This window comes from Halomonas heilongjiangensis, assembly GCF_002879645.1.
Lineage (GTDB): Bacteria > Pseudomonadota > Gammaproteobacteria > Pseudomonadales > Halomonadaceae > Halomonas > Halomonas heilongjiangensis.
The window spans coordinates 16,690-29,162 of sequence record NZ_PNRE01000054.1; the positions used below are offsets into that span (position 1 = coordinate 16,690).

Below are 12,473 nucleotides of genomic sequence, written 5' to 3' on the forward strand. Positions count from 1 at the left end.
CTATCGTCGATTTACTCGGAGGTCACGTGGACGATTACATTCTGTGGTTCGATCAGTTGGGCATGGACGACGTCGAGCGGGTCGGTGGCAAGAACGCCTCCCTCGGCGAGATGATCTCCAACCTCTCCGGTGCCGGTGTCACCGTGCCCGGCGGGTTCGCCACCACGGCCCACGCCTACCGTGAATTCCTCTCCCACGAGGGGCTCAACGACCGAATCAACCAGGCACTGGCCCGGCTCGACGTCGACGACGTGGGCGAGCTGGCGCGTGTCGGCGCCGAGATCCGCCAGTGGGTGATCGACACCCCGCTGCCGCCGACCTTCGAGCGGCACCTGCGCACCGCCTACGACAAGCTCGTCGCCCAGCACCCCGACCTCAAGGCCGCGGTACGCAGCTCGGCCACCGCCGAGGACCTGCCGGACGCCTCCTTCGCCGGCCAGCAGGAGACCTTCCTCAACATCGAGGGTTTCGACAACATCAAGCGCGCCGTGCACGAGGTGTTCGCCTCGCTGTTCAACGACCGCGCCATCTCCTACCGCGTGCACCGCGGCTACGCCCACGAGAACGTGGCGCTCTCCGCCGGCATCCAGAAGATGGTGCGTTCCGAGACCGGGGCCTCCGGCGTCATGTTCACCCTCGACACCGAGTCCGGCTACCGCGATGCGGTCTTCGTCACCGCCTCCTGGGGGCTCGGCGAGACCGTGGTGCAGGGGGCGGTGAACCCCGACGAGTTCTACGTGCACAAGCCGACACTCGCCGCCGGCCGCCCGGCCGTGCTGCGCCGCAACCTGGGCTCCAAGCTGATCAAGATGGTCTACACCGACGATGCCAGCGCCGGCAAGTCGGTGGCCACCGTGGAGGTGCCGCTCAAGGAGCGCGGGCGCTTCTGCATCGACGACGAGCAGGTCATGGCCTTGGCCCGCCAGGCGGTGACCATCGAGCAGCACTACGGCCGCCCCATGGACATCGAATGGGCGCTCGACGGCGACGACGGCCAGCTCTACATCGTCCAGGCGCGTCCCGAGACCGTGGTCTCCCAGCAGGAGGGCGGCAAGCTCGAGCGCTTCCAGCTCAAGGAGAAGGGGCGCACCCTGGTGGCCGGCCGTGCCATCGGCCAGCGCATCGGCAGCGGCACCGTGAAGGTCGTCTTCTCGCCGGACGACATGGACAAGGTCAAGCCCGGCGACGTGCTGGTCACCGACATGACCGACCCGGACTGGGAACCGATCATGAAGCGCGCCTCGGCGATCGTCACCAACCGCGGCGGGCGCACCTGCCACGCGGCGATCATCGCCCGCGAGCTGGGCATTCCCGCCGTGGTCGGCTGTGGCGACGCCACCGAGGAACTCGCCGAGGGCCGTGACGTCACCGTCTCCTGCGCCGAGGGCGACACCGGCCACGTCTACGAGGGGCTGCTCGAGTTCGACCGTCGGGTGACCAGCGTCGACGCCATGCCCGAGATCCCGTTCAAGATCATGATGAACGTCGGCAACCCGGACCGCGCCTTCGGCTTCGCCGGGCTGCCCAATGCCGGCGTCGGCCTGGCACGCCTCGAGTTCATCATCAATCGCATGATCGGCGTGCACCCCAAGGCGCTGCTCGAGTACGACACCCTGCCGGCCGACCTGCAGCAGACCATCGACCTGCGCACCGCGGGCTACACCGACCCGGTCGGCTTCTACGTCGACAAGCTGGTCGAGGGGATCTCCACCCTGGCCGCCGCCTTCCACCCCCAGCCGGTCATCGTGCGGCTGTCGGACTTCAAGTCCAACGAGTACGAGAACCTGATCGGCGGCAAGCTCTACGAGCCGGGTGAAGAGAACCCCATGCTCGGCTTCCGCGGCGCCGCGCGCTACATCTCCGACTCCTTCCGCCCCTGCTTCGAGCTGGAGTGTCGGGCGCTCAAGCGGGTGCGCGAGGAGATGGGCCTGGACAACGTCCAGATCATGGTGCCCTTCGTGCGTACCACCGACGAGGCCCGCGAGGTGGTCGAGCTGCTCGCCGCCAACGGCCTGGCCCGGGGCGACAACGGGCTCAAGGTGATCATGATGTGCGAGCTGCCGGCCAACGCCCTGCTCGCCGACGAGTTCCTCGAGCACTTCGACGGCTTCTCCATCGGCTCCAACGACCTGACCCAGCTCACCCTCGGCCTCGACCGGGACTCCGGCATCGTCGCCCACCTGTTCGACGAGCGGAACCCGGCGGTCAAGAAGCTGCTGGCCATGGCGATCCAGGCGTGCAAGGCCCAGGGCAAGTACATCGGCATCTGCGGCCAGGGCCCGTCGGACCACCCGGACCTCGCCAAGTGGCTGATGGAGCAGGGCATCGACTCGGTCTCGCTCAACCCCGACGCGGTGCTCGAGACCTGGTTCATGCTGGCGGGGGAAACCCTCAGCTAAGTTGGCTGTGGGGTCAGACCCCAAAATTGACTTAGGGCTCTAACCCCGATTCTAGACGCCCGGCCGACGCGAGTCTGCCGGGCGTCTTGTATGCGTTTTCGCCTATGCTGTAACTCTCCCCACCCCACTCGCACGACCACAAGGAGAGTTCCCATGACGACCCTCGCCATGCCGTTTCGTCGCCGCCTTCTGGTGCCGGTCACCGCGGCGCTGATGATCGGACTGCCGCTCTCGGCCCAGGCCGAGGCCGAGACCGAGGAAGCCTTCGAGTACGACATCCCGGCCATCGCGCCGGAGGTCAGTTCCGGCTTCGAGGAGAAGCCCGGCTGGGCCACCCAGCGCTTCGCGGTGGCGGCGGCCAACCCGTTGGCCACCGATGCCGGCTATCAGGTACTCAAGGCCGGCGGCAGCGCCATCGATGCGGCCATCGCCGTGCAGATGGTGCTCACCCTGGTGGAACCGCAGTCCAGCGGCATCGGCGGCGGGGCCTTCCTGATGCACTTCGATGGCGAGGAGGTCACGGCCTTCGATGGCCGCGAGGCCGCGCCGAGCAAGGTGGACGAAAGCCTGTTCCTGGACGAGGAGGGCGAGCCGCTGGAGTTCATGGATGCCGCCGCCAGCGGCCTCTCGGTGGGGGTGCCCGGCACGGTGCGGATGCTCGAGATGGCTCACAAGGCCCACGGTAAGCTGCCCTGGGCCGACCTCTTCGCCCCGGCCATCATCCTGGCCGAACGGGGCTTTCCGGTCAGCCCGCGATTGCATACCAGCCTGGCGGGGGAGCAACACCTGCGTGACGACCCGCTCGGCGGTGGCTTCTACTACGATGACGCGGGCGAGCCACTGGCGGTGGGGCACGAGCTCAGGAACCCGGCGCTGGCTGCCATCCTCGGCGAGATCGCCGAGCACGGCAGCAGGGCGCTGCATACCGGCCCCATCGCCGAGGACCTGGCGGCCCGGGTGCAGGAACACCACGAGCGGCCCGGCAGCCTGAGTCTCGAGGACCTGGCGAGCTACGCGGCCAAGACGCGCGAGCCGCTGTGCACCGACTGGCAAGCCTACACCGTGTGCGGCTTCCCGCCGCCGTCATCCGGCCACCTGACCGTGATGCAGATCCTCGGCATCCTCGAGCACCTGCCGGCCCCGGAGGAACCGCTGGTGGACGACCTGCCCGGCGAGGCCTGGTTGCATCAGTTCCTCGAGGCATCCCGGCTGGCCTTCGCCGACCGTGGCAAGTACATCGCCGACCCGGATTTCGTCGAGGCCCCCGGCGGTGACTGGTCGAGCATGCTCGCCCCCGAGTACCTGGCCCAGCGCGCCGAGCTGGTCGGTGACCAGAGCCTGGGCGACGGCGGGGCCGAACCGGGCAAGCCGGGGGCTCTGGCCACCGCCTGGGCGGTACAGCCCGACCAGCCCGAGTACGGCACCAGTCATATCAGCATCATCGACGAGCACGGCAACGCCATCGCCATGACCACCACCATCGAGTCGGCCTTCGGCGCGCGTATCCTCGCCGACGGCGGCACCGGTCTGCCCGGCGGCTACCTGCTCAACAACGAGCTCACCGATTTCTCCTTCGAGCCCGAGGACGAAGCGGGCACGCCCATCGCCAACCGCGTCGAGCCACGCAAGCGGCCGCGCTCGAGCATGAGCCCGACCCTGGTCTTCGACCGTGACAGCGGCGAGCTGGTGGCGAGCCTGGGGTCCCCGGGCGGCGCGGCGATCATCCACTACACCGCCAAGTCGCTGGTCGCCATGCTCGATTGGGGGCTCGATGCCCAGCAGGCATTGAACCTGCCCCACGCCATCACCCTGGGCGGCCCGGCCTTCCTGGAGGAGGGGCGCTTCCCCGCGTCGACCCTCGAGGCACTGAACGCCCGCGGCCATGACGCCAGCGAGCGCGAACTGGTCAGCGGCCTGCAGGCGCTGCAGGTCACCGACGAGGGCTTCTTCGGTGGCGCCGACCCGCGCCGCGAGGGGGTGGTGAGGGGCGATTAAGTCCTCAGCCAGTTGCGCAGCTTGACCAGCAGCAGGGCGCCATCGCTGAGTTCGCGACGGTCGTCGATCAGCTCGGCGAGCAGCTCCGGGCGGTCGGTGATGATGGCGTCCACGCCGAGGTCGATCAGCTGCGACATCCGCGCCCGGTCGTTGATGGTCCAGGCGTGAATCTCGTAGCCATGGGTGCGGGCGAGACGGATCTCGTTCTCGGTGATGCGGTTGTGGCGCAACCCCAGGGCATCGAAACTGCGACGGTCCAGGGTGCCGGGCAGGATCAGCTGGGCCAGCAGGGTGGTCTTGAGGGCGGGTTCCCGCGCCTTGATCTCCGGTACCAGCGACGGCGACATGGTGGCCAGGCGCGTCTCGCCGATCACGTCCGGATCGCCGCACATCGAGGCCTCGATGGCATCATGGGCGGCATCCAGGCAGGCGGTACGCGCCTCGGCTTCCCGGTACAGGGCCTCGATCACCGCCTCGACCAGGGCCACCTCGCGGCCCTGGTCGGGCTTCATGTCGATCATCAGGCGGCTGCGGCCGCGCACCATCGCGAGCGCCTCGTCGAGGCCGGGAATCCGCTCGCCGACGAAGGCATCGCCGAACCAGCTGCCCACGTCGAAGGCACCCAGTTCCTCGCGATCCAGATCGCGCAGGTCGCGGGGGTCGCCGGTGAGCCGGGTGAGGCTGCGGTCGTGGTAGAGCACCACCTGTCCGTCGGCGGTGAGCCGGACATCGATCTCCACGTAATCGGCGCCATCCTCCAGGGCGCGTCCCACCGCCGCCAGGGTGTTCTCCGGCGCGATCATGGAACTGCCGCGATGGGCGATGTTGGTGACCCGGTCGCGAAGCTCGAAGCTGTTGACGATCAGCCAGGCCTGGAAGAGGGCGAAGGCGATCACGCCGAGCTCCACCCCCCACGCCAGCCGGCCCGGGTGGGCGTCCGCCGGCGGCGGGGCAGGGCGCGGCTCGCGATGGGCCAGCCGCAGGTAGAGGCAGGCGCCGAGCAGGGCATTGGCGGCGATGCCGACGAAGGTGATGGCGAGCGTCAGCAGCACATAGGCGGTGAGGTAGCCGAGCATGGCCGGGATGAGTACCGCATTGCGTTCCGGCAGCCACCACAGCATCGGCGTGAAGATCCGGTCGAACAGGCTGGTGGCCAGGAACGGCAGGGCGATGATCACCACCAGCAGGGCGATCACCGCCACGGCGATGTGGTGTCGTCGGCTGCGGGTCAGATGGTGGCTGCGAGTCAGCGCCTTCAGCGGCGAGAGGTTCTCGAGGACGACCAGCGGCAGGGCGAGGATCCAGCGGAAGTAGAGGGTCGCGGCCAGGGCCACCCAGATCACCACCAGCGGGCTGGCGACGCCGAGGAACTGCCACATCGCCGGGGGACGGACGCGCTGCACGTAGTAGGGGTCCAGGCCGCCGAGGAAGGCGCCGTAGAGCCAGGTCACGGCGAAGGCCACCGGGATCAGCAGCAACAGGTGGATGCCGACCTGGACCACCACCAGGCCGGCCAGCGCGGGCAGCCGGCGCAGGGTCGCCCAGAGTGCCTCGAAGGCGAGCCAGTAGTGATTGTCCCGTGGGCGAATCGCCACCAGGATCATGCCGGCCTGCTGCAGGTAGAGCACCAGGAAGGTCAGGCCGATGGCCGCCAGCAGCCAGAGCGCGCCGCCGGTGCTCATCAGGATATCGATCAGCTCGGCGTTGGTCAGCACCGGTCGGCCGAACTGGCCGAGCAGGCGCCTGAGCGTCCAGGCCACCGCGGGCAGGACCAGGCTCGAGGCCAGTATGGTGAAGAAGAGGTGGTAGGCCACGAGAGGACGCAGATGCTCGCGCAGGCTGCGTAGCACCGCGTGACTCAGCTGTGGCAGGGACAGCATGGGTAGTATGTCATGGTGAGTCGCATGCCATCAGGGTGGCACCAGCGGGATAAGCCTAGCAAGTCGAGAGAGCCGGGGTCAGACCCTTAAATTCGCTTTGGGGTCTGACCCCAAGGTTTGCTTAGCCTTCCAGCGGCAGGCGCTCGCCGGCGACGAGGATGCCGTTGTTGTCGGCGTAGAGCCACTGGCCCGGGGCCATGGTCACGCCGGCGAAGGTCACCGGGATGTCCCGTTGCCCTTCGCCATGCTTCTCGCTCTTGCGCGGATGCACGCCGAGCGCCTGGACGCCGAGCTCGGTCTCGGCCAGCACGTCGACGTCGCGCACGCAGCCGTACATCACCACGCCGGCCCAGCCGTTCTCCAGCGCCTGTTCGGCCAGCATGTCGCCGAGCATCGCACAGCGCTGGGAGCCGCCGGCATCCACCACCAGCACCGCGCCCTCGCCGGGTTCGCCGACGGCCTGCTTGACCAGCGAGTTGTCCTCGAAGCACTTGACGGTGCGGATCGGGCCGCAGAACGCCTCGCGGCCGCCGAAGTTGACGAAGATCGGATCGAGGACCCGCACCTCGGGGTGGGCGTCGCAGATGTCCGGGGTGACGATATGGCTCATGGTGGCTCCTTGCTCGAGTGGTCGACGCCCCGATGATGCCATAGACGTGACCGGCCGGGGGTCGCCATCGACGAAGGGAGGGGCGGGTATTTCCTCGATGTCTAATGCGGGAAGCAATGGCATGTTATAGGCTTTGGCACGATGGCCATGGCCATCGCACGCTCGCTCCTGACACTCGCTCCTGACACTTCCATAACAACAGGCATCGCCCGTGATGCCGGTCACGCAAGAGGACGTCATCCATGCGCCATTTCACTCGCCCGTTCGCCCGGACCCTGCTGGCGTCGGCCACCGCCGTGCTGATGGGGGCGACCGCCCTGTCCGCCCAGGCCGAGACCCGCGTCACCTACAAGTCCGCCTCGGCGGGGACCGCCTACTACCAGATGGGCGTCGAGCTCTCCGAAGCGATCCGCCGGGGGACCGACGGCGATATCGTCCTGACCCTCGAGGAGAGCCAGGGGTCGGTGCAGAACGTCATGGAAGTGATGGCGCGCCAGGGCAACTATGTCTTCACCACGCCCCCCGGGCTGGTCGACAGCGCCATGGCCGGCGAGGGGCCCTTCGCCGAACGCCAGAACCCGCGCTTCCAGGAGATCCGCGGCCTCTTCCCGATCCCCGCGATCACCATGCACTTCGTGGTCGCCGGTGACGAGGGCGTCATCTCGCTGGACGACCTGGAAGACAAGCACATCCTGATCGGCCGCGGCACCTTCGGCGCCCGTGAGGCCGAGCGCTACCTGGAGCTGTTCGGGCTGCTGGACAAGGTGCGGGTGGCCAACGCCGAGATCGGCAGCGGCCCGGATGCGCTGAAGAACGGCCAGATCGACGCCTTCGTCACCGCCAGCTCCTTCCCCACGCCCAACGTGATCGAGACCGCCGCCAGCATGCCGATCAGCCTGGTCAGCCTGACCGACGAGCAGATCGAGCAGACCGGGGCGGCGCGCCAGACCATCCCGGGGGGCACCTATGCGGGCATCGAGGCCGATGTGGAGACCACCTCGCTGCCGGTGATCGCCTACACCACCAGCGACATGGACGACGACACCGCCTATACCCTGACCCGCACCTTCTGGGAACGCCGCGAGGCGATGGCCGAGGAGTCCCCCTGGTGGGGCAGCATCACCCCCGACATGATCGACAACATCGCCGGCAGCCTGCATCCCGGCGCGGTGCGCTACTACGACGAAGCCGGCATCGAGATCCCCGACGACTTACGCTAACTCCCCCTTGGGGTCAGGCCCCTCAGCGGACTTTGGGGTCTGACCCCAAGGTGTGCTGAGGGCCGCCCCTGGCTGGCAAGGCTTGCTCATGCTCGAACCCGTTTCCCGCCTGCACCCGGCCTGGGTGGCGCTGGGCACCGTGACCGTGGTCTTCCACCTCGGGCTGATCTTCTACGGCCTGACCCCGGCGCTGGTCAGCCGGCCGATCCACATGGCGCTGGCGCTGCCGTGGATCCTGATCCTCGCCGCCCGCACGCCCGTCGAGCGCTGGAGCGGCTGGCTGCTGACCGGGCTCGGCATCGCCGCCTGCGGCTACATCGCCGTCAACGAGGAGGCGCTGTCGCAGCAGTACGGCTTCATCGATACCCACCTGCAGATGGTCATCGGCGTCTTCCTGATCGGGCTGGCGCTGGAGGCGGCGCGCCGGGCGATCGGCTGGCCGCTGCCGCTGGTGGCCTTGGCGGCGCTGCTCTACGGGGTGTTCGGCGCCCAGGTGCCCGGCCAGTTCGGCCACCCGGGGATGCCGCTGCAGAGCTTCGTCGGCACCCTGACCATCGCCGAGGGCGGGCTATGGGGCAAGCTGACCGGGGTGAGCGTGGGCGTGGTGGCGGTGTTCGTCATCTTCGGCGCGGTGCTCAACGCCGGCGAGGCGGGACGCGGCTTCATGAACATGGCCAGCGCCGTCGCCGGGCGGCTCACCGGCGGCGCGGCCAAGGTCTCGGTGATCTCGTCGGCGCTGATGGGCTCGATCTCGGGCTCGGCCTCGGCCAACGTGGCGTCCACCGGCGCCATCACCATTCCCACCATGGTGCGCCTGGGTTATCCGCGCTCGCTGGCCGGGGCGGTGGAGGCGGTGGCCTCGTCCGGCGGGCAGATCATGCCGCCGCTGATGGGCGCCGGCGCCTTCGTGATGGTCGAGCTCACCGGCACGCCCTATCCCCTGATCATGGCCGCGGCGCTGCTGCCGGCGATCCTCTACTTCGCCACGGTGTGGGTCGGCATCAACGCCTACGCCACCCGCCACGACCTGCGGCCCATGGCCGCCAGCGAGCAGCCGGCGCCCAAGGAGGTGTTGATCACCTCGCTGTTCTTCGCCGTGCCCTTCGTCATCCTGCTCGAGCGCATCTTCCTGGGCGGCGTCACGCCCCAGTACGCGGCGAGCATCGCCATCTTCGCCGGCATGGCGCTGCTGTGCTTCGATGTCACCCTGACCTTCTCGCTGCATGGCTTCGGCCGGCGCATGGCCGAGGCCATGGTGATCGCCGGGCGCCAGGTGGCGGTGATCGGTGCCATCATCATCTGCGCCTCGCTGGTGATCGGGGTGCTCGCGCTGACCGGGCTGGGGGTGAAGATCACTACGGGGATCCTCTCGCTGTCGGGCGAGATGCTCTGGCCGGCGCTGCTGCTCACCGCGCTCGCCTGCCTGGTGCTGGGCATGGAGGTGCCGACCACGGCGGCCTACGTGATCTGCGTCTCGGTGGCCGGTCCGGCGCTCACCGCGCTCGGCCTCGAGCCGCTGCTGGCGCACCTGTTCGTGTTCTGGTTCGCGCTGCTCTCGACCATCACCCCGCCGGTGTGCGGCGGGGTCTTCATCGCCGCCGGCATGGTGGGCGAGAACTGGCTCAAGGTCGCCATGAAGGCCATGGCGCTCGGCATCGGGCTCTACATCATCCCGCTGGCCATGGTCGCCAACCCGGATGTCATCCGCCTGGCGTTCGACCCCAGCGGCGCCGTCATCGACGCGGTGAAGATCGCCGTCGGCCTCACCGGTGTCTCCTATGGCGTCATCGCCCGCCGCGCGTGGTGGCTGCGGCTGGTGCTGGTGGTTGTCGGGGCCGCGGTGATCTTCGCGTTCTGAACTCGCTCAGCGCGTCGGCTGACTCGGGGGCGGGGCGCAGAGGATCAGCTCGCCCGCCAGCCGCTCGCGACCGAACAGCACCCAGGTATCCAGGGCCGGGCCGAGGTCCTCGACCAGGCGCAGGGCGTCGGGGTGGGCGTCGAGCACCTCCCGGGCACAGAGCCCGGCCTCGAAGCGTCCGTCCAGCAGGCCGTTGGCCACGTCGACGGTGGTCGGCGCCTCGATCTGCTCGGGGTAGGCGGAGAGGTCGGCATAGTGGCGGGTGGCCGGCTGCAGCCCCAGGCGCCGCGGCTCGTCCACCCCGCGCCGGGCGAGGATCGCCAGCGGCTTGCTCGGCGCGATGAAGGCGTCCACCGGGAAGGCGCGGTGCATGGTGCGGCCGACCCACTCCCCATGGCTGGGGTGGGCCGTGCACTGCAGTACATAGTCCACCTCGCCGGCCAGCAGGGCGGGAAAGGCCTCATCGAAGCTCGCGAAGGGGCGGATCTCGGCGCCCTCCAGGCCCCGGGCGGCCAGGTAGCGTTCCAGTACCAGCAGATGGTTGTTGCCCGCAGGGCCGAGGGTGGCGAAGCGCATCGTAGGCTCCTAAGTTTTCTGTGGGGTCAGACCCCTAAGCGCATTTTGGGGTCTGACCCCAAAGGTGAGTTTGGCTGTCTCCATCATCGCCGCTGCCGGGGTGGCGGGCAAATCTCCAGCACCAGGGGCGAGTCCAGGCGGCATCGCGCGGTTTTCTCACTGCCTGCATGGACACTTTCGTATGGCAATGTAAGCGATCGGCTATGGCACCCGTGCTCGATATCCGTAATCTGGGCGATGGGGCAACCGACAAGGCTCGCCACAGGAAGCGCCGGAAGGCTCCTCGAGGGCAGCCAGGCAAGCCCCTTCTGATCGGAACGAGCGCAGCGCAAGGGAAATGCATGAAGCTCACGTCACCTTTCCGCGTACGCGATGTCGACCTGCCCTATGTCGAATCACCATACTGGGCCCAGGAGCAGATCGAGCGGCGGGCCCGAGCCCCGGGCGGCGAACTCTGGTCGCTCGGTGCCGACTTCAACCCCTCGACATCCGAAGGGCAGCGTGGCTATCGACGACTGCTGGAGCAGGTCGGGGACGGTAGCCTGGTCCTGGTCGATGATCACCCCCGTTCGCCGGTCGTCGAGTGGGATGGCAGCCGATGGGTGAAGGCCGCCGGGGCCTTGCCGCGCTACTATCAGAGCCTTGTCGGTGAGCGTCTTGCCCGGCTCAACGCGCGTGGCCTGACCCCGAAGGACGTCGCTCAGGCCCGGTATCCCGCCTGGGCGGTGTCACGGCCCTCATCCCCACCCGAACCGCGGCGCGAGCCCGCACCCCCGCCACCGCCGGCTCCCGAGCCAGCGAGGCAGCGCATCCTCGAGATCGGGGTGTTCTTCGACGGTACCGGCAATAACCGGGAGAACGACCGCCAGCGGACGGATCGCGATATCACCAATGTGGCCAAGCTGCGAGACTTGTACCTGGATGATGCCGAGAGTGGTTATTATCCTGTTTACGTCCACGGTGTCGGTACGGTCACTGGCCAGATGGGCCAGGGCGGGCTCGAGAACATGCGCAACCTCTCGGGGCTGGCCTTCGGCGTCGGCGCGGAGGGTGGCCATGCGCGAATCGAGCTGGTCTTGAACCAGCTCCGCCCGATCCTGCAGGCGAACGAAGACGCGCTGGTCATCTTCGATGTGTTCGGCTTCAGCCGTGGCGCGGCCCTGGCCCGTCACTTCGTCAACCTGATCCATGGCTGGCCGGAAACGCTGCTGGTGCCGGACTTTCGCCCGGGGCTGCCGACCCCCGAAACGCCGATCCGTCGCATCGAGGCCTTTCCTCCGCCTCCCATTCCCTTTCCCCAGGTGCGCTTCGTGGGGCTGTTCGATACCGTGGGCAGCTTCTATCTGCCCGGCAACGCCCGCAATCTCGACTTCAACCTGCACCTGGCGCCGGGCAGCGCCATGCGCGTCGTGCAGTTCACCGCCCACCACGAGATTCGCCGCAACTTTCCCCTCAGCAGCCTGGCCGACCCCCAGGGCAACCTGCCCGGAAACTTCAGCGAGATCGCGCTGCCGGGAGCACATTCGGATGTGGGCTGGGGCTACGAAAATCCCGAGGTGGATTTCGCCAACCACGAGGAGCTGCTGGTGCGCCGCCGGGCGGGGCTGGGCAGCAACGGGCGAACCATACGCCTGGCGCAGGAGGAGGCCGCGGCACGGGGGCTGGAACTACGCGTGGAGCCTCCCGATGTGCTCGAGATAGAGCGGCGCGCCACCCGCAAGGAGCTGGCCATTTATGCACTGCACCAGATGCATCAACTGGCACACCAGAGTGGTGTGCCATTGGACGAGTTGAGAAACGACTCAGACCATACCATTCCAGACGAACTGCAAGGCGCCCTCGATGCCTGGAAGAAAGTCGGCGCCCGCCTGGAGGACGCCCGCCGCTACCTGCACGGCTATATCCATACCTCCCATCGACAGGAGAGCCTCTCCC

8 protein-coding genes are annotated in these 12,473 nt (G+C 68.3%); 5 read left to right on the forward strand and 3 right to left on the reverse strand.

The genetic code is table 11. The features are described from left to right. Positions 1-26 precede the first annotated feature (26 nt). Together ppsA and C1H66_RS12590 are read left to right on the forward strand one after the other, a co-directional pair. Complete coding sequence (gene ppsA, locus C1H66_RS12585; RefSeq protein WP_102628235.1) at positions 27-2,399, forward strand: phosphoenolpyruvate synthase; 2,373 nt, start codon at positions 27-29, stop codon at positions 2,397-2,399. A 153-nt stretch (positions 2,400-2,552) separates the two neighbouring features. Beyond that, a complete protein-coding gene (locus tag C1H66_RS12590; RefSeq protein WP_370741264.1) occupies positions 2,553-4,394 on the forward strand; it encodes a gamma-glutamyltransferase family protein in 1,842 nt (613 codons plus the stop codon). On the opposite strand, the gene C1H66_RS12595 is transcribed toward C1H66_RS12590, so the two are convergent. Continuing rightward, positions 4,391-6,274 carry a glycerophosphodiester phosphodiesterase family protein gene (locus C1H66_RS12595; RefSeq protein ID WP_102628236.1) on the reverse strand — a complete coding sequence of 628 codons (1,884 nt, stop codon included), beginning with the start codon at positions 6,272-6,274 and terminating at the stop codon, positions 4,391-4,393. The two genes, C1H66_RS12590 and C1H66_RS12595, sit on opposite strands and share 4 nt — an antisense overlap. A 121-nt stretch (positions 6,275-6,395) precedes the next feature. After that, positions 6,396-6,884, reverse strand: coding sequence for a ribonuclease E activity regulator RraA (gene rraA, locus C1H66_RS12600; protein WP_102628237.1), 489 nt, complete (start codon positions 6,882-6,884; stop codon positions 6,396-6,398). 242 nt (positions 6,885-7,126) lie between these two features. Here rraA and C1H66_RS12605 point away from each other — a divergent pair, with 242 nt between their 5' ends. After that, a complete protein-coding gene (locus tag C1H66_RS12605) occupies positions 7,127-8,104 on the forward strand; it encodes a TAXI family TRAP transporter solute-binding subunit (protein WP_102628238.1) in 978 nt (325 codons plus the stop codon). A gap of 88 nt (positions 8,105-8,192) precedes the next feature. Beyond that, positions 8,193-9,962 carry a TRAP transporter permease gene (locus tag C1H66_RS12610; RefSeq protein ID WP_102628239.1) on the forward strand — a complete coding sequence of 590 codons (1,770 nt, stop codon included), beginning with the start codon at positions 8,193-8,195 and terminating at the stop codon, positions 9,960-9,962. Positions 9,963-9,968: 6 nt separating this feature from the next. Here the strand turns inward: C1H66_RS12610 and C1H66_RS12615 are convergent, their stop codons facing one another. After that, on the reverse strand, positions 9,969-10,538 hold the full coding sequence (locus C1H66_RS12615) for a hypothetical protein (RefSeq protein ID WP_102628240.1): 570 nt from the start codon (positions 10,536-10,538) through the stop codon (positions 9,969-9,971). A gap of 341 nt (positions 10,539-10,879) precedes the next feature. On the opposite strand from C1H66_RS12615, the gene C1H66_RS12620 reads away from it, so the two are divergent. Continuing rightward, a partial coding sequence (locus C1H66_RS12620; RefSeq protein WP_102628241.1) for a T6SS phospholipase effector Tle1-like catalytic domain-containing protein occupies positions 10,880-12,473 on the forward strand: 1,594 nt, incomplete at its 3' end.

Bases quoted from the DNA above. Each gene is read 5' to 3' on its own strand.
- C1H66_RS12590 (WP_370741264.1), top strand. From the start codon at position 2,553: ATGACGACCCTCGCCATGCCGTTTCGTCGCCGCCTTCTGGTGCCGGTC.
- C1H66_RS12595 (WP_102628236.1), bottom strand. From the start codon at position 6,274: ATGCTGTCCCTGCCACAGCTGAGTCACGCGGTGCTACGCAGCCTGCGC.
- rraA (WP_102628237.1), bottom strand. From the start codon at position 6,884: ATGAGCCATATCGTCACCCCGGACATCTGCGACGCCCACCCCGAGGTG.
- C1H66_RS12605 (WP_102628238.1), top strand. From the start codon at position 7,127: ATGCGCCATTTCACTCGCCCGTTCGCCCGGACCCTGCTGGCGTCGGCC.
- C1H66_RS12610 (WP_102628239.1), top strand. From the start codon at position 8,193: ATGCTCGAACCCGTTTCCCGCCTGCACCCGGCCTGGGTGGCGCTGGGC.
- C1H66_RS12615 (WP_102628240.1), bottom strand. From the start codon at position 10,538: ATGCGCTTCGCCACCCTCGGCCCTGCGGGCAACAACCATCTGCTGGTA.